We start from the raw sequence: 23,796 nt of genomic DNA, 5'->3' as shown, positions 1-23,796 counted from the left end.
AGGAGAATTACGATGAAAAAATTACTTGCTGGAATCCTGTCTTTTTCTATGATGTCATTGGCTCTCGCTGGCTGTGGCAGCAATGATCAACCACAAGCGGGAGGAGCTGGCGGCGAAGCCAAGGGCGAACCACAAAAGCTGGTCATCTCCACATGGGGCTTCTCCGAAGACTTTTTCCGCAAAGAAGTATATGAGCCGTTTGAAAAAGAACATAACGTGAAAATCGTGCTGGAAATCGGAAATAATGCAGAGCGCCTGAACAAAATTCGCCAAGGAAGCTCCGATGTAGACTTGATCTACCTCTCTGACTACTATGCACAGCAAGGGATTGAGAGTGGCGCATTTGAAAAAATCGACCGCAGCCGCATCACGAACTTGGATCAAATCTACGACATCGCCAAAGCACCACTGGGCGAGGAGTATGGTCCAGCCTATACGATTGGCCAATTCGGGATTGCCTACAATCCAAAGCTCGTGAAAACCGAGATCAAGGATTGGAAAGATCTGTGGAACCCGGAGCTGGCGGGCAAGCTGACACTGCCAAGCATTACGTCCACGACAGGCCCGATGGTTCTCGACAGTGCTTCTGCGGTTGCGGGCAGCAAGGAATTTAACGAGGATCAAGCCTTCGCGAAAATGAAAGAAGTCAACCAAAGTGTCGTGAAGTTCTACGACAAGACCTCCGAATACGTGAACATGTTTGGACAAGAAGAAATCGGCGTAGGACCGATCATGGAAATGTACTTCAAAGACATCAAAGCCGCTGTTCCAGAAGCTGTTTTCGTACAACCTGCAAGCGGCGGGTATGCGGTCATGAATACGGTTAACATCGTAAAAGGCTCGAAAAACAAAGCACTCGCAGAAGACTTCATCAACTACCAGCTGAGCAAGGAAGTTCAGGAGAAAACAGCAAAAGCAAAAATCGATTCTCCTGTAAACAAGACGGTTCAACTGACAGAAGAAGAAGCAAAAGGCGTAACGTACGGAGAAGAAACGGTAAGCAAGCTGAAAATGCTGGACATGAAATTCGTTAACGAGCACTCCAAAGCATGGATTGACCGTTGGAATCGTGAAATCACGCAATAACGAACGATAGAAAAACATGGGCGAGGGTATAGACATTTGCGGATATACCCTCTTTTCATGAGGAATGAACGTGAGGAGGACCATTCGTGCAAAAGATCATTCTTGACGTGGATACCGGCATTGATGACGCACTTGGCATTATTCTCGCTGTGAAGAGCGGGCAATTCGATCTGGTTGGCATTACTACGGTGAATGGCAACGTGTCGCTGCGAAAAGCCACAGAAAATACGTGCAAAATTCTCGATTTCTTGCAAGTCGGCGAGCAAATCCCTGTCGTCTGTGGAGCATCTGAACCGTTGCTGCGGCCGTTGTTTTTCGAGCATGCCGTACATGGTGAAGATGGTTTGGGAGGAGCCCTTGCCGGCGTTCCGATTTACAAGGAACCGACTGCTGGCTTTGCCCCTGATTTCATCGTGGAAAACGTACTCGCTCATTCTGGAGAAATTACGCTTATCATGACGGGGCCGCTGACTAATTTGGCTTTGGCGGTGAAAAAATGTCCGGAGCTTGTTCGACACGTCAAGGAAGTCATTTTCATGGGTGGAGTGGTCCGCGAGCATGGCAATGTGACGCCCGTTGCGGAGTATAACATGTACGTCGATCCAGAGGCAGCCAAGGTCGTATTTCATGCCGGATTCCCGCAATTGACGCTGGTTGGACTGGATGTGACACGAAGAGTGCTGCTGAACGAGGAGCATATTCGCGAGCTAGGAGATACCCCGATGGGCGAGTACGTCAGACAGAGTACGTCTGATTACCTTCATCGCTATTTTCAGCGAAATGGCATTTATGCGTGCGCTATGCATGATCCGTTGGCTGTCGCAGTCGCACTTGATCCGAAGCTGGTGAAGACGCAGAAGTTATATGTAGATATCGAAACGAGAAGTGAGCTGTGTGATGGGCAAACGGTTTGCGACTTTCAAAACCGCCTGAAAAAAGAACCGAACATAAACGTCTGTCTGGACGTAGATGCAGATGCGTTCTTTGCGCGTTTTCTCGGCGCATTGAAAGCCTGACGATACCGTGAACAGGAGTTAATCAGATGAGAAAAACGGGTCTTTATTTATTGCTGTTGCCGGGTGTGCTGTTTTTGACGCTGTTCATGGTCATTCCGATCGTGATGACGATTGCGTCCACCTTTTATCAAGATGGTAGCTTTACGATTCAAGGCTATCTCCAATTTCTGACCGATGCGTACTTCCTGAAAATTATGCTGACAACATTGCAGGTCAGTCTGGTCACGACGATTGCATGTATTCTGATCGGTTTTCCTGCCGCGTACTACATTTCCAAGCTCGGGCCACGCAAAAAAGGCATCCTGCTGGCATTGGCGATTTTTCCTTTGCTGACCAGCTCTGTCGTGCGGTCGTTCTCTTGGATGATTATTCTCGGAAAAAAGGGCTTATTGAACAGCTCGCTGCTTGCAATCGGGCTCATTGATAAGCCGTTGGAAATATTGTATACGCCGACTGCGATGATGATTGGTTTGATTCATCTGTTCCTGCCGCTGATCATTATTACGCTGGTAGGGGTGATGGAAAACATCGACCCAGATTTGCTGAAGGCGGCGGAAAGCTTGGGTGCTTCCAAGTTGACTGCCTTCTGGAAGGTCATTGTGCCACTTAGTGTACCGGGACTCATCATCGGTAGCATTCTCGTGTTTGTCGGAAGCTTGACCGCATACACCACGCCTGCCCTGCTAGGTGGAAAACAGCGGGTCATCTCCACGTTCCTGTATCAAAATGCGATTACGCTCAATGACTGGCATTTGGCGTCCGTCATTGCCACGATCATGATTGTCATTACATTTGTCGTCATCTATTTCATGAACAAGCTGGCGACGAAATTAAATCCGAAGGGGTAGAAGCTATGCAGGAGAAAAATCGCGGGTTGGCCCTGTTTACCTCTCTCGTTTTTCTGTTTTTGCTAGGGCCGCTCATTATCATTTCTTTTACGTCGTTTGAGCCGGGGAGCGTCTTGAAGTTTCCGCCGGAGGGCTTTTCCTGGCGGTGGTACGAAAACATTTTCGAGGTAGAGATGTTTATGACGACATTCAAGACGTCGATGTTCGTTTCTTTGCTGGGGAATCTCTTGGCGCTCTTGTTAGGGATTCCGGCTGCTTATGCGCTCAGTCGCTTTGATTTTCGCGGCAAGGGCATCTTGAATGGCATTTTCATCTCACCTGTCCTGATTCCAGGTATCGTGATGGGCTTTGCCATGCTGAAATACGTCATTGTCGTATACAATTTGCCGATCTATGCGGGACTTCTCGTTGGTCATACGGTGCTGATGCTTCCGTTTATCATTCGTGTCATCGCATCTTCCTTGTCCAACTTTGACTTCGCTATTGAAGAAGCGGCATTAAGCCTTGGGGCAGGTCGTCTCGAGACCTTTTTCAAAGTCGTCTTGCCGAATATTCGCTCCGGTATTATTGCTGCGATTCTGATCGCTTTTCTGGAGTCGTTCAACAACGTAGATATCTCTGTTTTCATGACAGGACCAGGGGTAAGCACGCTGCCGATCCAGATGCTGACGTACGTAGAAAACAACTTCGATCCCACGATCGCCGCGATTTCCGTGCTGCTCATGATTCTTACGGCTATTCTCATGTTCATCATTGAACGTCTGATGGGGCTTTCCTACTTTACAAAACGATAACGGAGGCATCAACTCATGGCATTGCTCACGCTGGAAAACGTATCGGTTGCCTATGACAATCAATATATTTTGCAAAACTTTAATCTCAATATCGAAAAGGGACAGCTCATCTCATTGCTCGGTCCGAGCGGCTGCGGAAAGACGACGACGCTGCGCCTGATTGCGGGTTTTCTGGAAGCAAAAGATGGCCGGTTTATGTTTGATGGAAAAGATTATACGCGTGTCCCGGTCAACAAACGCAACTTCGGGTTTGTGTTCCAGAGCTATGCGCTGTTTCCGCATCTTTCTGTTTTCGATAACGTGGCGTTCGGTTTGCGCCTGCGCAAGGTCAATGAAACAGAGGTAAAGACCCGGGTGCAGCAAATTCTCGAAGTCGTGAGTCTCGGCGGCTACGAAAAGCGTTTCCCGAAGGAGCTGTCCGGTGGTCAAAGACAGCGTGTGGCAATTGCGCGGGCACTGGTGATTCAGCCTGACCTGCTCTTGTTCGATGAGCCGCTCAGCAACCTCGATGCCAACCTGCGGATCAACATGCGCGTAGAAATCCGCCGCATTCAGCAGGAGCTGGGAATTACGACTGTGTACGTGTCGCATGACCAGGAGGAGTGCTTCTCCATCTCGGATCAGGTGGCAATCATGAACAAGGGTGTGATCGAGCAGCTCGACGATCCAGCCACGATTTTCAAATATCCGAAGACGGAGTTCATCGCTCGCTTTATCGGTTTTACCAACTTCATCGACTTCGCGGAGCGCACCGAACAGAACGGAGAAATTGGCTTGCGTGTCGGTGACCATCATTTTACCGCGTCCAAAAATCCGGGCACAGCGAATCCGTCCGGCAAAAAATGCGCAATGCGACCAGATGACCTTCTTGTAACGACAGAAGAGAGCACCGAGCCGGGAATGAACCGTCTGCGCGGGACAGTAAAGGTAAGCACGTTTTTGGGACGCAGCTATCAATATGTCGTGGAAACAGAGCTGGGCGACTTCACGGTCAATCAAGAGATGGAGACGCCGTACAAGACTGGCCTAAACGTCAATCTGCTGTTTCCAAAAGACAAAGTGGTACTCGTGGACTAAAGACAGGAGGTTATTTTCGTGAAGGTCGATTTGTTGATTCAAGACGTCCAAGTGTTTAACAGCTATTTTAAAAAGTTCATCAAAGGAAATGTCGCTGTTTTGGATGGACGATTCTTCTATATTGGTGAGCGGAATACGGAAACATTTGAAGCTGCCGAGATCGTGGACGGACAAGGCCGCTACATGATTCCTGGTCTGGTCGATATTCACTTGCATATTGAGAGCACGATGGTGACGCCGGAGACATTTTCCTATGGCTTGATTCAAAACGGAGTGACAACGATCGTACCGGAGCCGCATGAGATGGCCAATGTGTTCGGAATTGAAGGGATCAAAGAGATGATTCGTGCGAGCCGTGATTGTGTCGTTGATATGCTGTACGCAATCCCGAGCTCCGTACCAGCTACCTCAATGGAAACGACGGGTGGGTCTGTCGAGATTGCAGACATGGACGAGCTCTTGCGCTCCGAAGAGATCATTTGCCTCGGCGAAATCATGAACTACGTAGACATTATCAAGGACCCTGACTGCAAGACGAATCGCATCCTGGAGCATATCCGCAAGACGTATCCAAAGCTCGTCATCGAGGGGCATGTTCCGAAGTTGCTCGATCTGGATCTGCATCGTGTCATTTATGCGGGGGTGGATTCTGATCATACGCACCAGACGCGTGAGGGCATGGAAGCGAGAATTGCAGCGGGCATGTTCCTGGAGATTCAAGAAAAATCGATGACGGATGAAGTCATGGACTATTTGATCAAAGAGGATGTTTCCGAGCATTTTTGCTTTGTGACGGATGATGTGATGACAGATTCCTTGGTCAATCGCGGACATTTGAACCATATCGTGAAAAAAGCCATTCAAATGGGCATGCAGCCGGAGCGCGCGATCTACGCGAGTACATTTACCCCAGCCAGACGTATGAACATGACGGATCGAGGGGCGATTGCTCCTGGCAAAATAGCGGACTTCCTGTTGCTGTCTGATCTGCATGAACTCAAGATCGAACGCGTCTACAAAAATGGGAAGAAAGCTTACGACGCCAGGGAAGAGTACCGACAAGTAGTCAAAGAGAAGCAGTTTCCTGCGCATTTTTATGAGAGCATCAAGCTGTCGCCGCTTACAGAGCAAGACTTCCACGTCGCGGTAGATGTGCCGGACAATCGCTATCCATGTCGGGTCATGCTCGTTCAAAACGGTTCTACGTTTACAGAGGACCACCGTGGAATCGCTGAGGTGCGGGAAGGAAAACTCTTGTGGGAGGAGAGCCCATACGGCTTGATTGCCGTCTTTGAACGCTATGGCAAAAATGGCAATCGCGGTTACGGCTTGATCAGCGGCGACACGATCAAGCGAGGTGCGGTAGCCACCAGCTATTCGCATGACAACCACAATCTCTTGGTTGTCGGACACAATCCGCACGATATGATGGTCGCAGCCAATGAAGTCATCCGCAACCAGGGCGGCTTTTACGTGGTGGAGGATGGCAAGGTGATCGCGAGCCTTCATTTGCCGGTCGGAGGCATTTTGACAGAGGAACCATTGGAAAAGACTGCAAAGGAAGTTGAGCAACTTCGCCGTGCCATGGAGTCGCTCGGCTACAATCACTACAACCCGATCATGTCGATCAGCACGCATTCCTTACCGGTCAGTCCAGCCCTGAAGCTGACGGATCTGGGGTTGATCGATGTAAATGAAGGGAAAATAGTTCCGTTGCTTTTGATGTGATAAAAGTTGTCTGCTGAGAATATTATTTTCGGCAGGCAACTTTTTTTGATCAAAAAGTCCCGAAAGAAGCATATAAAATTTCATGCATAGGCATACACTCCCGATTAATCTCCTAATCACTTACTGGAATTAGGGTATTTGGCAGGTTTTGGTTTAGGTATTCGGAATCTGTAATACTGGAAAATTTTTCTGTAACATGGTATTCGATCCTAATCCAGAAAAGAGGAGATAAATAAATGGATAACGTAGGGTTGAGAAACAAACTGTTCAGTAAAGGGCTGTCGCTTTTGTTCATGCTGGCAATGATGCTGGTGGCAGGCACAGCTACTCTCGTGTTCGCTGAGAAAGCCTCGGCTCACGGGTACATCGAATCGCCAGCGAGTCGCTCTTACTTGTGTAAGACGGGGCAAAACAAAGGCTGCGGTCAAATCCAGTGGGAACCACAAAGCGTGGAGGGCATTGGCGGGTTCCCGCAGTCTGGTCCTGCCGATGGTGAATTTACTGGTGGAGGCCGCTATCCTGAGCTTTATGCACAAACAGCAGATCGCTGGACCAAGGTTACCTTGCAGGGTGGACAAAATGCGTTTACTTGGAATCTGACAGCCCCGCATAGTACAGCGGAGTGGAAATATTACATCACGAAAAAAGATTGGAATCCTAACAAGCCGCTTGCCCGAGCGGATTTGGAACTGTTCTGCTCGTTCCAGGACGGAGGGAAAAGACCGCCATTCACGGTAACGCAATCGTGTAATGTACCTACAGATCGTAGCGGTTACCACATTATTTTGGCTGTCTGGGAAATTGCTGATACGGGCATGGCTTTTTACCAGGCAATTGATGTGAATTTGATTAACACGGGAACAGGCATCATTGAAAAGCCTACCGTTCCAGGCAATGTGACTTCTGTATCGCAAACAGCTACAAGCATTGAGCTTAGCTGGACAAAATCCGTGGCATCTGAGGGAATCAAGCAATACGATGTGTATCGCGATGGCAAACTAATCGCATCTACCAAAGAAACAGCATACACGGACAAAGATTTGACGCCTGCTACGGCTTACAGCTACACCGTTGTGGCAGTCGATGGCAAAGGGAAAGAGTCTGGCGCTAGCAAAGCCCTTACCGTTCGCACAAAAGCAGAAGATATCGTGGATACAGAAGCACCGACGGCACCAGCGGGAATCATGACGCACCATCCAACAGAGACAGAAATCGACCTCATGTGGAGTCCTTCTCGAGACAATGTTGGCGTGGCGAAATACGAGGTATATCGTGATGGCTCCCACGTAGGGACAGCTGAAAAGCCTTCCTTTGTCGATAAAGGATTAACAGCAGGCACATCTTATACGTATACGATCAAGGCGGTTGATGCCGCAGGAAATATTTCCGAAGAGAGCGCGCCTTTTGCTGCAAGCACCAAGGAGAAAAAGCCTGAAGTGCCAGGTGAAATCGCTGAGTGGGATTCCTCTGCTGTGTATGTACAGGGCGACCGCGTCTTATATGATGGAATGGAATTCGTAGCAAAATGGTGGGTAACTGGTGAACAGCCAGACCGTTCTGATGCGTGGAAACTGGTAAGCGATGTCGTACTGTCATGGGATTCCAGTAAAGCGTATGATGGCGGAGCGCAAGTGAATTACGAAGACAAGGTTTATGAGGCAAAATGGTGGACCAAGGGCGAAGAGCCAGGGAAAGCCGATGTATGGAAGCTGGTTGAATAATGCAGCAAAGCCCGGGTGATCTGCCTGGGCTTTTGGTTGTGTAAGTGCAGTCACTATTTTGCCGATTTCTACTTGTTTTGCTATACTTATAATTTGAAAGATAAACAGTCTCCGGCCACATTGATGCAGGATTGTTTGCCCATCTTATAAGGTTAGAAGGAAATCAAAAATGAATGAAACCTATTCGCTAAAAGAAAAATGGCGACAGTTTTTGGCTGTTTTGCTTCCGATCTTGATCTCACAACTGGCGCTGTTTTCGATGACGTTCGCCGATACCATCATGTCTGGACATGCCAGTCCAACTGATTTGGCGGGGGTAGCGATTGGGGCTAGTCTATGGACACCTGTTCAAGCAGGCTTGACGGGGATTCTGATGGCTGTCATGCCGATGGTTGCACAGATGGTTGGGGCAGGGAAACAAGATCAGGTGTCTTACACGGTTATGCAGGCCTTGTATTTGAGTGTGGGGATTGCGGTCGGTGTCATCATCGTCGGTGGTTTGGTGCTTGATCCGATCCTGAACTGGATGCAATTGGAGCCTGAGGTGCGTACGATTGCTCGCGGCTTCCTGCATGCAATCGCTCTTGGAATTGTTCCGATGTTTCTTTATACGGTGCTTCGTTGCTTTATCGACGCATTAGGACAGACACGGGTAACGATGTTTATTACCTTGCTTTCGTTGCCGATTAATGTCTTGTTGAACTATGCTCTTATCTTTGGTAACTTTGGCTTGCCTCGACTGGGTGGAGTCGGTGCCGGACTTGCATCTGGCATCACATACTGGTGTATTTTGCTGATTACTCTGTTTGTCGTGAATCGCGTACACCCATTCGTTGCGTTCGGTTTGTTCTCCCAATTTCATCGTATCTCGATGAAAGCATGGAAAGAGCTGCTGAAGCTGGGGCTTCCTATCGGATTTTCGATCTTTTGCGAGGTTAGCATTTTTGCGGCCGTCACTTTGTTCATGAGTGAATACAGCACGATTACGATTGCTGCGCATCAGGCAGCGATGAATTTCGCATCATTCCTGTACATGGTGCCATTGAGCATATCCATGGCGTTGACGATTGTCGTCGGCTTTGAGGTGGGAGCCAAAAGGTTCCGGGACGCGAAGCAGTACAGTTATTTGGGTATAGGTATCGCGCTTGGTATTGCCCTTTTGTTCGGAATCAGTTTGCTGATGTTTAGCGAGCAGGTGGCTGGTTTTTACACGACTGACATCGAGGTGTTGGAGCTTGCTCAGCATTTCTTGATGTACTCGATCCTCTTCCTGATCTCCGATGCCATCGCAGCCCCTATTCAAGGAGTACTGCGCGGGTACAAGGATGTGACCGTTACCTTTATCGTTGCGCTGATATCTTATTGGGTGATTGGATTGCCTTTGGGATACATTCTGGCGAAATTCACTTCGCTTGCAGCATTCGGATATTGGATTGGTCTGATTACGGGATTGGCTGCTGGTGCCATCTTCCTTTTTGGACGTCTGCTGTCGTTACAGAAACGCATGATTCGCAGTCATTCATAAGGAAACAGATAAGCGGAAAATCCCTGGTGTGGGGTTTTCCGCTTTTTGCATGAAGAATGAAAGTCACGTTTACACTAGGTGAAAGACCAGATATACTTCTTATCATAGGTGATGGAAGAAAACCTGACATCAAAGCGGATGGGGGGGAGAGACTCATGTCACTCTCGGTATTCACAACGTATGATTTTTTGCTAAAACTAGGAGTTGCACTATTTCTAGGCCTGATGATTGGTATGGATCGGCAGCTCAAGCACAAGCCGCTGGGTGTAAAAACCAGCATGGTTATTTCGGTTGCGAGCTGTCTCATTACGATTGTCTCGATTGAATCTGTGCATCGGTTCTCCTTGCCCGGACACACAAATATGGATCCGCTGCGCTTGGCTGCTCAAATTGTGAGCGGTGTAGGTTTCCTTGGGGCTGGTGTTATTCTTCGCCGGAGTAATGATGTTATTTCGGGTTTGACCACCGCCTCGATGGTCTGGGCGGCTTCTGGACTTGGGATTGCAGTAGGAGCAGGATTTTATTTTGAGGCAGTCACCGCGACGATCCTCATTATTTTGGCGATTAATTTGTTCCCGATCATCCTTCGCTTGGTTGGCCCAGAATCGCTCAGACAAAGAGATTTGTCGATCAAGATTGTGGTCGAAGGCGGGGGCGAATTAGATTTGGTATTTAAGCAGATTAAGCACCTCGAACTGCAAGTGAAGCGGGTGAAGGTCAAAGACTTGGACAATAATCTGCAAAAGCTGGAAATGATGATTACAGCATCCGAAAATACGTATACGACGGATATATACAGCCTGTTGAAGGCCGTCGATCATGTCATTTCGGTAGAAGTAGAAAGCAGATAATATGGAATACTAGAAGACGGAGGCCATTAAGATTTGGCTTTCGTCTTTTTTAGTTGCTGTCGTGAGGGAAGAAGCGCATTTCCAGTCTACGCTTCGACCTCCGCCCCGCAAGGGGTGAAGACTGTCCGCTCCAGAGGCGCTTGGACTGGAAATGCGCTTCTTCTACGTAGTTTTTGTTTCCACTCTTGAGAGTGAACTCATGAAGTCTTCCTGAAATACTTACAAAACGTTGTAAAAACTCCTACTACACATAAGCTGTACGAAAGCACTGTCACATGTCTGGAAGGAGACCGCCCGAACGAAGAGAGGATACAGGCGACTGGAAGACATGTAGCAGGGCTTCCCCCGACCCCAATCGTTGGAGGACATCAATATTTTTGGTTTTTCCCGAAAAAACACTTCATCCCTTGATAACAAGAATGAAAATCATTATCATTTTAATGGAGAAGAACTGCTTTATCCTTTTTTACATAAGTAAACGCTTGATAACGAGGAGGATGCGAGATGGAATTCAGAATTGAAAAGGACACGATTGGAGAAATCAAGGTTCCGGCGGATAAGCTGTGGGGTGCGCAAACACAACGCAGCTTCCAAAACTTCGAAATCGGCGAAGAAAAAATGCCACTCCCACTGATTCGCATGTTTGCCATCCTGAAAAAAAGCGCTGCGTTGGCAAATCAAAAGCTGGGCAAGCTCGATAATGAAAAGGCAGAAGCGATTGTGGCGGCAGCAAACGAAGTGATCCAAGGAAAGTGGGATGAGCATTTCCCGCTCGTTGTCTGGCAAACTGGCAGCGGCACGCAATCTAACATGAACGTCAACGAAGTTATTGCCCATCGCGCGAACCAGTTGCTGCAAGAGAAGGGCAGCTCGGCTTGCATCCACGCCAACGATGATGTGAATAAATCGCAGAGCTCCAATGATACATTCCCGACAGCGATGCACATGGCTGGACTGGTTGCTATCGAGGAGCAAGTACTGCCTGCACTCCAGCTGTTAAAGGCAACGTTGAAAGAAAAAAGCGAAGCCTATATGGATATCATCAAAATCGGTCGCACGCATTTGCAGGACGCGACTCCGCTGACGCTGGGCCAAGAATTCAGCGGTTGGGTACGCATGCTGGAAAAATCGGAAAAGATGATCAAGGAGAGCAACGAGTACCTGCGTGAGCTGGCGATTGGAGGAACAGCGGTAGGAACAGGAATCAATGCGCATCCGCGCTTCGGTGAAATGGTCGCGGCAGAAATCAGCAAGGAAACCAACCATCAATTCGTGACGGCAGAAAACAAGTTCCACGCGCTGACCAGCCATGACGAGCTCGTTCATGTACATGGTGCCCTCAAAGCACTGGCGGCGGATCTCATGAAAATCGCCAATGACGTGAGATGGCTGGCGAGCGGCCCGCGTTGCGGAATCGGTGAACTTATCATTCCAGCGAACGAGCCAGGCAGCTCCATCATGCCAGGGAAGGTGAATCCGACCCAAAGCGAAGCGATGACGATGGTCGTATGCCAAGTGATGGGCAACGATGCTGCGATTGGCTTTGCTGCTAGCCAGGGGAACTTCGAGCTGAATGTCTTTAAACCAGTCATCATCTACAATTTCCTCCAATCCGCAAGATTGTTGGCAGACGCGATGAAGTCCTTCAACGACAATTGCGCAGTAGGTATCGAGCCTGATTTGACAGTGATCAAGGAAAACCTGAACAACTCGCTGATGCTGGTGACGGCGCTGAACCCGCATATTGGCTATGAAAATGCGGCAGCAGTTGCGAAGCTGGCTCACAAAGAAGGCATTACCCTCAAGGAAGCGGCGATCAAGAGCAATTTGCTGACCGAAGAGCAATTCGATCAAGTCGTGCGCCCTGAACAAATGATTCATCCAAAAGAATAGGATCTTCATAAACAAAACCGATGGTCCCGTATTTGTGGCCATCGGTTATTTTTTGAGGACCATTACAGATGCGAACCGCCACTTGCATCAATCAATTGACCAGTTACCCAGCGGCTGTCCGAGGAAGCGAGAAAGGAGGCAATATCCGCTACATCATCAGGTTCTCCCCATCTGTTGAAGGTGGAAAGTCCAGCGGCATACTTCTGTCCGTTCGGGTTATTTTGCAAAGTGCCAGCATTCATTTCGGTGTTAATAATGCCAGGCAGGATCGCGTTTACCGTAATATGACGACTCCCCAGTTGTTTAGCCAGAGCTAGCGTCAGTGTGTTGACAGCCCCCTTCGATATGCTGTAAGTGAACACACTTGGGGAAGCTGCACGAGTCACGAAGGATGAGAGATTGATGATACGGCCTTCCTCTCTTAAGCGTGGCAATGCTTGTTGGATCATAAAAAACGGTGCTTTGACATTGATGTTCATGACCTCGTCAAACGATTCTTCGGTTGCCTCTTCCAACGTTAAGATTTGTCCGATCCCAGCGTTATTGACGAGAATGTCAAAATGATGATCTCCTGTACGTTTCTGCAATGCTTCGTCCAATGTCGCATAGAAATCACGAATGCCGTCAAGAGTCCGCAAGTCCGTACCGATTGCGAATGCTTGGCCTCCAGCTCGTTCAATCGCACGTACGACTGCTTCCGCTTCTTCCTGTCTTCTTCCATAGTGCACAACGACCAATGCGCCATCCTGCGCCAGACGTAATGCGATGCCACGGCCAATCCCACGGCTTGCTCCGGTTACCAATGCAATTTTCCCTTTCAAATTACTCATGGTTTCATCTCCCTTGATTGAAATTCAAGTTAGTTATAACACAACGGGATGTTTGAAATATTGCTCTCTCATTTGCTCGGTTGGTCTTACTTGCTTTACCTTTTCTTTAACAATTCTTGTTATAGTGATCCTATCTATATCTACCATGCACAAGTTCGGAGGTGTTTGTCCGTGAGGATTTTGATTGTAGATGACGACAAAGAGATTGTAGAGCTGATGGCGATATATTTGAGCAACGAAGGGTATGAGATTGAAAAGGCTTTTGACGGTTTGGAAGCGATGGAGAAGCTGGAGCAGAAGTCCATCGATCTCGTCATTCTGGATGTCATGATGCCCAATCTGGATGGGCTGGAAGTAACCAAGCGAATACGAAAAAACTCGACCATTCCTATCCTGATGGCGAGTGCCAAAACGAATGATATGGACAAAATCCTGGGCTTGATGACGGGTGCAGACGATTATGTCGCGAAGCCGTTTAATCCACTGGAAGTGATTGCGCGGGTCAAGTCTCTCCTGCGACGGGCGAACTACACGCAAGCAAGCAAACAGGATCATGTGATTGAGGCGGGACCATTGATTATTGACAAGCAAAGTCACTTCGTTCAGACAAAAGAAGGCACCCCGATCAAGCTGACTGCATTGGAATTTTCCGTCCTGCATCTTCTGGCAAGTCATCCGAATCGGGTATTCAGCTCGGAGGAAATTTTTGACCGCTGCTGGAAAATGGAGAATTTCGTTTCCTACAAGACGGTAATGGTTCACATCAGCAACCTGCGGGAAAAACTGGAGAAGGCGACCAATGGCGAGAAGGTGATACAGACGGTCTGGGGGGTCGGCTATAAAATTGAAGCTTAGAGCCAAGGATTTTATCCGCATCCTTTTCGATTTGCTGCTTGGCCTTATGATCATCTACGCTGTTTTTCAAATGGCTGATTTTTTTGCCAACAACTATTTGTACACCATTCCGGAAATCAGAGAGTTCATCTGGAAGTTGCGGGTCAATTTCGATATCAACTCCTTTAAAATCCCAATTATTTTGTTGGCAACCGGCATGTTTGCGGCGTGGTCGGTCGTTCGTATCCGCAAGTACCTGGAACAAAAGCAGATGGAGCAAATCATAAACGAGCTGCATTTCATTGCAAAAGGCAACTATCATCACCAGATTTCCATTCGTCCGAACGGCAGCTTGGGCCAAGTCGTCGATAGCATCCATGCTCTGGTCAAAAGCGCCTTGGATGCGATGGAGGAGGAGCGGCGGCTGGAGCAATCGAAGGATGAGCTGATCACCAACGTTTCCCACGATCTGCGAACGCCGTTGACCTCTATCATTGGCTACCTTGGGCTGATTGAGCAGAACAAACACACCGACGAGGAGAAGTTCAAGCACTACGCCCATATCGCCTATGAGAAGGCCAAACAGATGAACGTGCTCGTCAATGATCTATTTGAGTACACGAAGGTCCGCAATCGCGGGGCGTATTTGAAGCGAACGCAGTTTGACCTGGTAGAGCTGGTTGAGCAAGTATCGGTCGGCTTTCGACTCGTGGCGAATGAGGCAGGGCTGCGTTTAACCGTAGATACGCCCGATCAAAAAATCGAAATGGCAGGAGATACTGACAAGCTCGTTCGCGTTCTGGAAAACCTTATTTCCAACGCTGTGAAATACGGACGCGATGGTACGGAAATCATCATTCGCGTCTTTTGGCAAGGAGAAGGTATCGCAATTTCCGTTGCCAATAACGGAGCGCCGATCCCGGCTGAATATGTGCCGAGCCTGTTTGAACGCTTTTTTCGGGTGGAGGGCTCACGTTCGAAGGAAACAGGAGGATCAGGTCTTGGTCTCGCTATCGCCAAAAGCATCATCGATCTACACCAAGGCAGCATTTCCGTCGAAAGCACAAACGAATGGACAACCTTTACCGTTTGGCTACCACGTACAATCTCAAGCATTTGAGAAAAGCTTTACTTTTTCTTTACCTTTCGTTTCCGTTAATTTTAATCGAAAAGTCTATCCTGACTGCATGAAGGTTATGACAAGCGGCTCATTTCCGTCGTGATGGACGCTGAAGAAGATGCCAATCGTTTTACAGAGACAAAAAACTGATGGAGAGAGGGTTTGACAATGGATAACGTGCAAAAAGTGGAGAGACCGACAGAACTGCTTATTCTTGCAGGTTATGCAGTGTTTGCCCTTTATTTGTTTCTCGTAGTGAAGGTACTGCTGCTCAAATTCGGCAGTTTGGATAGCAGCTTGCTATTGGATCAGTGTAAACTCATTTGGAGCGATCCGTCTGTAATTGTGGAGCGGTTGCGCTACCGGAGCAATTTGGTGCCCTTTCATGAAATCGAGAACTATATCAAAGCGATTCGAAATAACCAAAGCTGGCACAGTGCAGTGAACTTCGTAGGCAACGTGATCGCCTTCATGCCATTAGGCTTCCTGCTGCCGCTATTGTTCCCAAAAAAAGCCGGCTCCCTGTTCAGAGTCATCCTGCTATCCCTAATGCTAAGCCTCGGTGTGGAACTGACACAACTCGTAATGAACGTTGGAACATTCGATGTCGATGATTTGCTCCTGAATACAGCGGGCGGGATAATCGGGTATATCGTGTACTTGTTCATTTGGCTTCTACAGAAAAAACGATTCATCTATTCGGTAACTTCATAGACCACTTATTAGGCACCCACATGGTGCTTTTTATTTTTCAGTAAAAAAGGTGTCGATCAACCAACAAAGCTGGCGAGAAGAAAAAGCACAGGGCTCGCAGACCTTGACAACGCCTACCGAGTCGGAACTTCCAAAAGGGGACCACGCTTGTCGAACACTTCTTCCTTGAGAAACGTCCGCCCGTAGGGTGGCTTTGGCTCGACGGTCCCCTTTTGGAAGTGTAGACGGACAGTGAATCCCCCTTGCGGGCGTGTCAGAGTCGAAGAGAACTGTGCTTTTTCTTCCCCTCCACCATGTTGACCCAACCAAAGAAGTCCCCCTTGTTTTGTCCCAATCCCTATGTTTACACTAGTAGAAACCCATTGAAAATCCGTCGAAAGAGAAGGTGATTCTCTTTGTTAGATAAAGCGCAAGAGATTTTACGAAAGTACTTTGGCTACGAATCATTTCGAGAAGGCCAGAAGAAAATCATCACGAGCCTGTTAGCTGGACATGACACCGTAGGCATCATGCCAACCGGCGGTGGGAAATCCATCTGTTATCAAGTACCAGCGATGCTCCAGGACGGCGTAACCATCGTGATCTCTCCACTCATCTCACTGATGAAGGATCAGGTCGACGTACTGGTCAGCATGGGCATTCCCGCCACCCAAATTAACAGCTCACTGGATTATAGCGAGGTTCGCGATCGACTCCGCATGGCAGCGCGGGGAGAGTACAAGCTGCTGTATATCGCCCCAGAGCGTTTGGAATCCGAAACATTCCAAAACCTGATTCAGGATGTTCCGATCTCGTTTGTGGCAGTGGACGAAGCGCATTGCGTCTCGCAGTGGGGGCATGATTTCCGTCCGAGCTATTTGGCAATTGCCCGTTTTCTTCAATCCTTGCCACAGCGCCCGATCGTCGCTGCCTTGACTGCGACAGCGACACCGGAGGTAACCGAGGACATCAAGCGACAGCTGGAATTAAAGAACGAGCGGCTTTTTATCACAGGATTTGGCAGAGATAATCTCATCTTGTCTGTACGCAAGGGGGAGAACCGTCGGGAATTCATCCAGGCGTACTTGCGGGCGAATAAGCAACAGGCGGGTATTATTTATGCGGCAACGAGAAAAGACGTGGACGCCTTGCATGCAGATTTGGACAAGCGTGGCTTTGCTGTGACCAAATACCATGCGGGACTGACGGAAGAGGAGCGTGCGGCCAACCAGGAAGCATTCCTGTACGATGATGTCCGGACGATGATCGCGACCAACGCATTTGGCATGGGCATCGACAAGTCTAATGTGCGCTACGTCATTCATTACAACATGCCGAAAAACCTGGAGGCGTATTACCAGGAAGCAGGCCGTGCGGGACGCGATGGAGAGCCAAGTGAGTGTATTCTACTGTTTCAGCCCCAGGATATCCAGACGCAAACGTTTTTCATCGAGCAGAATCAACTGCTGGACGAGCGCAAGGAGCTGGAGTACAAAAAGCTGTACGCGATGATCGACTATTGCCGGACGCCGCGCTGCTTGCAGCAAAACATCGTGCAATACTTCGGCGAAACAGATGCTGTCGCGTGCGGACGCTGCGGGAATTGCACCGATGAAACCGAGCTGTCCGATATTACGCTCGAAGCACAGAAGATTTTCTCCTGCGTCAAACGTATGAGAGAGCGGTTTGGTGCCGCACTCGTCGCGCAGGTGCTGAAAGGCTCCAAGAATAAAAAGGTCACCCAGTTTTCCTTCGATCAGTTGCCTACGTACGGATTGATGAAGGAATACAAGGAAAAAGAGATCGCAGACCTGATCCAGCTCCTCATTGCCGAAGGGTATTTGCAAGTAACCGAGAGCCAATATCCAATCGTAAAGCTGGGAGAGCGGGCATTGCCTGTTCTGCGGGGTGAAGAGCGCGTCGTGCAAAAAATCTCGATTCGCCCTGTGCAGCTGACAGAGGATGACGAGTTGTTCGAGCACCTGCGCGCGTTGCGCAAGGAAATCTCGACGCGACAAAAAGTACCGCCGTACGTGATTTTCCCAGACAGTACCTTGAAGGAAATGAGCAGTGTTTGCCCGACTGACAAACAAGCCATGCTCAAGATCAAAGGAGTAGGCGAGGCGAAATTTGAGAAGTACGGAGAACTCTTTCTGGAGTGTTTGCAGAACTATGCAGCGATCAAGTCGTGACATGTACGTCACGGCTTTTTTTGCTATTTTTCCTTTCATATGCCTGCTATAGTTAAATAGCACCCAGAATTTTCATACAAAATAGAACAGGAGGACAATTAGAGCAAGACCATCGAGGGGCATTGACAGATTAAGAGAGACAGAGGGGAAAACATGAAAAAACTAGCGAAGGGCTTATTAAGTGTTGCACTTACATCCATGGTGCTAGGCAGTGCGATAATGGGGATCGCCGCACCAGTAAAGGCCGCAGAAACACCTACCAAGATTACGCTGCTGGGTACGTCTGACATTCACGGACGATTCATGCCGTGGGATTATGCTTTGGATGGCCCGAATCCTAATGGCAGCATGACGCAGTTGTTCACGATGATTAAAGAAATTCGCAAAGAAAATCCGAACACCGTGTTGCTGGATGCAGGCGATTCCATCCAAGACAACTCGGCAGAGCTGTTCAACGACCAACCGCAGTCTCCCGTCATGGTCGCGATGAACGAAATGAACTATGACGCATGGGCTTTTGGCAATCATGAATTTAATTTTGGACTCGATGTATTGGACAAGGTCAGCAGCCAATATAAAGGCGCTGTTCTGGCAGGGAACATTTACAAGGAAAATGGCGAGCGTTTCTTGCCTGCGTACACGATCATTGAGCGTGGCGGTGTAAAAATCGGCGTCATTGGGATGAACACACCGATGATTACCGATTTCGAAAAAGGAACCGATCATCTGGATGGACTCGTCATCAAAAATCCGGTAGAAGAAACCAAGAAAGCCGTAAAAGAGCTGGAAGGCAAAGTAGACGTCATGATCGGTCTCATGCACATGGGCATCGAGAATGAAAATGGTATTCCGGGTACGGGCGTAGCAGATATCGCGAACGCTGTTCCAGAACTGACTGCGATTTTTGCCGGGCACATGCACAAGCTTGTGAAAAAAGAAGAGATCAACGGTGTCCTGATTACAGAGCCGGACAAATACGGTACACATCTCTCTCGTATTGACCTGACTTTCGAGAAGAAAGACGGCAAGCTCGTGCTGACTGACAAGGAAGCGACTGCGGTCCCTGTAAAAGGCGCAGATGGCACACCAGCGGTATCCGATGCAGCGCTGGAGACCAAGCTCAAGCCTTTCCATGAGTTCGCGCGTGCAGATGCCAACATCGTCGTAGCAGAGCTAAAAGGCATGAACCTGGTGGCGAAAAACGAGATCGAGGGCATCCCGACGGTCCAAATTCAGGAGACGCCACTGTCTGACTTTTTCCATGAAGTGATGCTCTACTATAGCAAAGCAGACGTGGTTGCTCACCAGATCGACAACGACAAAGCCAAGCTGGATGTCGGTCCGATCAAGAAAAAGGATATCGCCTACAACTACCAATACGCGGGTGGCGAGATTACTGTATACAAAGTAACTGGAAAAGACTTGAAGGACTATATGGAATGGGCTGTGGGTTACTTCAATTCCACGCGCCCTGGTGACGTGACCGTAAGCTTTGATCCAAAACGCCGCGCTTCCAAATACAGCACCAACGATTTCTTCGGTGGCGTGAAATACGAAATCGACCTGACCAAGCCGTACGGCAGTCGCATCACGAACCTGCGCAAGCTCGATGAGACACCGATCAAGGCTGAAGATACCTTGACGCTCGGAATGAACTCATACCGGATGGAAGCTTTGCAGGCAAAAGGTGGCGCGTTGGAAGGACGCAAGTTCGAACAACTGTGGTCTTCCAAAGACAACAGTGCGTTTGGTGAAACGGGTGGAACGATCCGTAATCGTGCTATTGCATACCTGAAAGAAGTGAAAAAAGGCGTTTACGAGCCAAAGGTACAAAACAACTGGAAGATTACTGGTGTGGACACCACAGCACCTGAACGCAAGGACGTAGTAGAGCTGATCAATACAGGCATTCTGAGCGTTCCAAAAACGGCAGATGGCAAATACACCAATATCGCTTCCATCAACATCAAGGACGCGGTAACCAAAGAAGAAATCACCGAGCTGTCTGCAAAAGCAAAAATCGATGCAGCGAAGTTTTCGACCGTCAAAACCAAAGGCGAATTTTATCATCAACTGAACGAAGCGAGAAAGGCTGCGGAGAAATCGGGTACACCGACAACCAATACGCAGCAAAAGAAATAACAGAGATGAACGCAAGAAAGCCGTGACGCTAGTAGTCACGGCTTTTTCTGTGACGAAAACCTGTCAACGAACGATTCTTCTGCGATACTTCACCAAGTACAACAGGAACCCGAGCAGCAGCAGCCCTTGACCAACAATCGCACCGGAGATGGAGATGCCGATATAGGTAATCAAGTAGTAAATGCCAGAGCCTACTGCCATCAGCAGATTCTCGATGAAATTCTGAATCGCAATCGTTTTCCCGGAACCAACCATCCGCTTACCTTCGTCCTGCAAGACGGTATTCATCGGGATAATGAAAACCCCGCCCATGAATCCGACGAGAAGCAGTAAACAGATGGCAATAAAAGTGACGTTCACCCAAGGAAATAGCACGATGATAAGAAACATTCCGAATCCATATGTCAGCGATCGAGTGAAATGAGACAAGGGAATGAGCTTCGGAGCGAGAAAAGCTCCGGCAATAATTCCGATGGATGTCGTTGCGAGAATCAGCGATACAGAAAAGCTCTCCGGGTTAATCCCTAGCGCCAGGGGAATCCAGGCGAGAACGGCCACACGCAGAACAGCAGAGGACATCCAGAATGCCCCGGTTCCAATCAGGGCAAAGCTCGTTTCCGGACGATTCATCAGGTGCTGGAAGTCGATGAAAAAGCGTCGTGCTTCTGCCCCGTAGCGAATCGATGCATTTCCTCTCATGCGCGGAATGAAGAAAGTCATACCCAGCGACAGCAGATAGATCAGCAGACAAATTCCTGACGAGATAAGCGGCGCTGTCATGTTCGCGATGGCTCCACCACCACCGATTCCTGTCAGAATCGCAAAGATTGTATAGGCTTCGATGCGTGCATTCGCATGAAACAGTTCATCTTCATTTCGAGTCAGCTCCGGCAAAATTCCGTACTTGGCTGGAGAATACACGACCGCTCCGACTCCTACTGTGAAGTAACACAGCATCAGCATCATGATGCTCGACTGGTCAATGAAAAACAGTAAGACGACACCAAGCGCTTTAATCAGGTTGCCGATCACCAGTACGATTGACTTGGCGTGCTTGTCGGCAAAGGGCCCAACCAGTGGAGCGAGAAAAACATAAGGGAGAAAGAATGAAATCGATACGAGTGCGAGCATCGCGGGAGAAAAACCGTTCTCCCGCAGCAGATTCGCGATGACAAACAAAATCATGTTGTCGGCAAAGGCCGATAAAAATTGAGTGAAGTACAGGGCTTGTAGTGGTTTTAATCGTATATTCACATCATTTTCCTCCCGTCTCGGCCAGCTGTTTCAGACTGACGTAATCCGTTTTGCCGCTACCGAGAAGTGGTAGAGCCTTGATGACTTGCATCGTACCTGGGATGAGCAATGGCGAGTATTGTTTTTCCGTCAAATACGCGCGCAATTGGCTCAGTTGAACCGATTCATCTGTGGTAAATAGCAGGACACGCTCACCTTTTCGCGCATCATTCACCGTGATTGCAGCAAAACCGGAGTGTCCAAAGCATTGCATAGCCAGTTCCTCAACCAGATTGAGCGAAACCATCTCGCCGCCGATTTTGGCGAAGCGCTTCAAACGGGATTGAATGCTGAGAAAGCCGTCCTTGTCAGCCGTAACCAAATCACCTGTGTGGTACCATTCCTCAGCGGGGACAAAGCCTTTTCCGTGAATCATATAGCCCTTCATGACGTTCGGACCCTTCACCAAAAGCTCTCCGCCAGCCTCGATTCCTTCAACTGCTTCCAGCTTGGCGGACATCCCTGGCATCAAGCGCCCGACGGTTCCAGGTTTGTTAGCAAGCGGGGTGTTGAGCGACAGGATCGGAGCTGTTTCCGTTGCTCCATAGCCTTCAAAAATCCGCACACCGAACTTTTCCATCCACAGCTTGCGCACATCGTCCTTTAGCTTTTCTGCTCCAGCAAATACGTAGCGCAAGGTGTAGAAGTTGTAAGGATGGGCCATACGCCCGTAACCAGCCATAAAGGTCGAGGTTCCGAAGAGAATCGTTGCGTTTTGATCGTAGACCAATTCCGAAATGGCCTTGTAATGCAGCGGACTTGGATACAGATAAACCGGGATGCCTTTCACTACCGGCAAAAGTGTTCCCGCAGTAAGGCCGAAGCTGTGGAACATAGGCAGGGCATTGAAAAACTTGTCGCGACTCGTAATGTCAATCACACTGGTCACTTGTTGAATATTCGCGTACAGATTTGTGTGCGTCAGGATGACACCCTTTGGCTTGCTCTCACTGCCGGAGGTGAAGAGAATCAGCTCGTTGCTAGCCGCAGAAGCTTTTTTCTTCCGCAAATAAGAGAAGAGTGCGGACACTTTGTCAAAAGCAGTCGCGGATGCTTTCAAATCCTCGAGATAAATAATTTTCATGCTCGGTGAAAGACCTGCGATGATGTGCTCCAGCTTTCCTTTTTCAATGAATACACGCGATGTCAGGATCGTATCGATATGAGCAGTCTCACAGCAATCCAGCAGGGAACGAATCCCGAGTGAGAAGTTCAGGATGGCTGGAGTGGTCCCGATGCGGAACAACGATAGCAGCGTTACGAGATGACCCACTGAATTGGGAAGGAATACACCGACAACTGGTTTTCCCAAGAGCATTGGCTGCAATTTGTTACCGAGTAAGTAGCTGCCGATTAACAAGGTCTTGTAGTCGATCGATGACGTCAGGTCCTTGGCGATTTCCATTTTTGCACCATTCAGGCGAGCTGCTTCCAGAACTTCATCAAACAGATTCACGTTTTGCTTCATTCGGCTCTCGAACAAGCCTTCTTGGAGAATACGCAGGATACGATCATTGGCCGTGCTTTTTTGTTCGCGCATCGACAGGTTTTGATCGCGCTCGATGGTGAACGGAGTGCCTACTGTCATGGTCACATCTGGGAACCAGGAGAGCTTCAGCTTTCCTTTCAAATACGAGAAGATCGAGCGTTCCAGGCCATTAATAATGATTGGGTAAACCGTTACACCAGTTCGCAGCGCGAGATAGCCGACACCGCTGTAGATTTTCATGATGCCGCCCGTCGTCGTGATCCGACCCTCTGGGAAAATTACCAGTGTCTGCCCGTTGCGAAGGACGCGGAGCATGTGGCGGATGGAGTACGGGTTGAGCGGATCGATCGCGATATGCTTGCGGAAGCGGAGGAAAAACGCAAACCGCTTGGCGATCTCCGTATTGACGACAAAGGTCGCTTCTTTTGGCAAGCAAAAGGATAGGAGTACCGCATCTAGCAAGGAGACGTGATTGGGAGTGATAAGAGATGGCTTCGACAAGTCCATTTTGGAGAGTCCAAGCACACGAGGACGAAACCACAGCATCAGGATCGTTTTTAAGAAAGAATAAATAAGGGCCATGTGGACCACACCTTTACAAAGAATGATTGCGTTGTTCTATAGCTTTTATTGTAAGGAGTGGAGCATGTAAAAAAAGTACCAA

General features: G+C 48.8%; 19 protein-coding genes. 15 read left to right on the top strand and 4 right to left on the bottom strand.

Annotation, left to right across the window (positions count from 1 at the left end; genetic code table 11):
* Positions 1 to 12 precede the first annotated feature (12 nt).
* From C7R91_RS08540 to fumC, 10 genes are all read left to right on the top strand, one after another.
* The gene (locus C7R91_RS08540; RefSeq protein ID WP_047070063.1) at positions 13 to 1,086 is read left to right on the top strand and encodes an ABC transporter substrate-binding protein; all 1,074 of its coding nucleotides are present in this window, start codon (positions 13 to 15) and stop codon (positions 1,084 to 1,086) included.
* 86 nt (positions 1,087 to 1,172) lie between these two features.
* Positions 1,173 to 2,102, top strand: a complete 930-nt coding sequence (locus C7R91_RS08535) for a nucleoside hydrolase (protein WP_047070062.1) — start codon at positions 1,173 to 1,175, stop codon at positions 2,100 to 2,102.
* A gap of 26 nt (positions 2,103 to 2,128) precedes the next feature.
* Positions 2,129 to 2,950, top strand: a complete 822-nt coding sequence (locus tag C7R91_RS08530; RefSeq protein WP_047070061.1) for an ABC transporter permease — start codon at positions 2,129 to 2,131, stop codon at positions 2,948 to 2,950.
* Between the two features lie 5 nt (positions 2,951 to 2,955).
* On the top strand, positions 2,956 to 3,744 hold the full coding sequence (locus C7R91_RS08525; protein ID WP_047070060.1) for an ABC transporter permease: 789 nt from the start codon (positions 2,956 to 2,958) through the stop codon (positions 3,742 to 3,744).
* A gap of 15 nt (positions 3,745 to 3,759) precedes the next feature.
* Positions 3,760 to 4,821, top strand: a complete 1,062-nt coding sequence (locus C7R91_RS08520) for an ABC transporter ATP-binding protein (protein WP_047070059.1) — start codon at positions 3,760 to 3,762, stop codon at positions 4,819 to 4,821.
* A gap of 18 nt (positions 4,822 to 4,839) precedes the next feature.
* Positions 4,840 to 6,549 (top strand): adenine deaminase, encoded by a 1,710-nt coding sequence (locus tag C7R91_RS08515; RefSeq protein WP_047070058.1) that lies wholly within the window; start codon positions 4,840 to 4,842, stop codon positions 6,547 to 6,549.
* Between the two features lie 236 nt (positions 6,550 to 6,785).
* Positions 6,786 to 8,270, top strand: coding sequence for a lytic polysaccharide monooxygenase (locus C7R91_RS08510; protein ID WP_047070057.1), 1,485 nt, complete (start codon positions 6,786 to 6,788; stop codon positions 8,268 to 8,270).
* A 169-nt stretch (positions 8,271 to 8,439) separates the two neighbouring features.
* Positions 8,440 to 9,795, top strand: coding sequence for an MATE family efflux transporter (locus tag C7R91_RS08505; protein WP_047070056.1), 1,356 nt, complete (start codon positions 8,440 to 8,442; stop codon positions 9,793 to 9,795).
* Between the two features lie 155 nt (positions 9,796 to 9,950).
* A complete protein-coding gene (locus C7R91_RS08500) occupies positions 9,951 to 10,646 on the top strand; it encodes an MgtC/SapB family protein (protein WP_047070055.1) in 696 nt (231 codons plus the stop codon).
* A 504-nt stretch (positions 10,647 to 11,150) separates the two neighbouring features.
* Entirely contained in the window at positions 11,151 to 12,539 is a 1,389-nt protein-coding gene (fumC, locus tag C7R91_RS08495; RefSeq protein ID WP_047070054.1) for a class II fumarate hydratase, read from the top strand.
* 62 nt (positions 12,540 to 12,601) lie between these two features.
* Here fumC and C7R91_RS08490 read toward each other — a convergent pair whose 3' ends face one another.
* Positions 12,602 to 13,369: an SDR family oxidoreductase gene (locus tag C7R91_RS08490; protein ID WP_047070053.1), complete on the bottom strand. Its 768-nt coding sequence runs from the start codon at positions 13,367 to 13,369 to the stop codon at positions 12,602 to 12,604.
* 165 nt (positions 13,370 to 13,534) lie between these two features.
* Between C7R91_RS08490 and C7R91_RS08485 the strand changes: the two genes are divergently transcribed.
* The 3 genes from C7R91_RS08485 (at position 13,535) to C7R91_RS08475 (ending at position 16,037) form a co-directional block, all read left to right on the top strand.
* Positions 13,535 to 14,224, top strand: coding sequence for a response regulator transcription factor (locus C7R91_RS08485; protein ID WP_218033839.1), 690 nt, complete (start codon positions 13,535 to 13,537; stop codon positions 14,222 to 14,224).
* Positions 14,214 to 15,323 (top strand): sensor histidine kinase, encoded by a 1,110-nt coding sequence (locus tag C7R91_RS08480; protein ID WP_083995078.1) that lies wholly within the window; start codon positions 14,214 to 14,216, stop codon positions 15,321 to 15,323. Before C7R91_RS08485 ends, C7R91_RS08480 begins: the two co-directional genes overlap by 11 nt.
* Positions 15,324 to 15,491: 168 nt before the next feature.
* On the top strand, positions 15,492 to 16,037 hold the full coding sequence (locus tag C7R91_RS08475; protein ID WP_047070048.1) for a VanZ family protein: 546 nt from the start codon (positions 15,492 to 15,494) through the stop codon (positions 16,035 to 16,037).
* Positions 16,038 to 16,150: 113 nt separating this feature from the next.
* Here the strand turns inward: C7R91_RS08475 and C7R91_RS08470 are convergent, their stop codons facing one another.
* Entirely contained in the window at positions 16,151 to 16,342 is a 192-nt protein-coding gene (locus C7R91_RS08470) for a hypothetical protein (protein WP_047070047.1), read from the bottom strand.
* A 90-nt stretch (positions 16,343 to 16,432) separates the two neighbouring features.
* On the opposite strand from C7R91_RS08470, the gene recQ reads away from it, so the two are divergent.
* Both recQ and C7R91_RS08460 read left to right on the top strand, forming a co-directional pair.
* Positions 16,433 to 18,208, top strand: coding sequence for a DNA helicase RecQ (recQ, locus tag C7R91_RS08465; RefSeq protein WP_047070046.1), 1,776 nt, complete (start codon positions 16,433 to 16,435; stop codon positions 18,206 to 18,208).
* A 198-nt stretch (positions 18,209 to 18,406) separates the two neighbouring features.
* Positions 18,407 to 20,350, top strand: coding sequence for a bifunctional metallophosphatase/5'-nucleotidase (locus tag C7R91_RS08460; RefSeq protein WP_371863598.1), 1,944 nt, complete (start codon positions 18,407 to 18,409; stop codon positions 20,348 to 20,350).
* Between the two features lie 63 nt (positions 20,351 to 20,413).
* Here the strand turns inward: C7R91_RS08460 and lplT are convergent, their stop codons facing one another.
* Positions 20,414 to 21,604 carry a lysophospholipid transporter LplT gene (gene lplT, locus C7R91_RS08455; RefSeq protein WP_047070044.1) on the bottom strand — a complete coding sequence of 397 codons (1,191 nt, stop codon included), beginning with the start codon at positions 21,602 to 21,604 and terminating at the stop codon, positions 20,414 to 20,416.
* A gap of 1 nt (position 21,605) precedes the next feature.
* The gene (locus tag C7R91_RS08450; RefSeq protein WP_047070043.1) at positions 21,606 to 23,714 is read right to left on the bottom strand and encodes an AMP-binding protein; all 2,109 of its coding nucleotides are present in this window, start codon (positions 23,712 to 23,714) and stop codon (positions 21,606 to 21,608) included.
* Positions 23,715 to 23,796 lie beyond the last annotated feature (82 nt).

Source organism: Brevibacillus formosus (assembly GCF_003013405.1).
Taxonomy (GTDB): Bacteria; Bacillota; Bacilli; order Brevibacillales; family Brevibacillaceae; genus Brevibacillus; species Brevibacillus formosus.
Note: the sequence above shows the minus strand (reverse complement) of the source record. Positions and strands in the feature narration are given on the sequence as shown.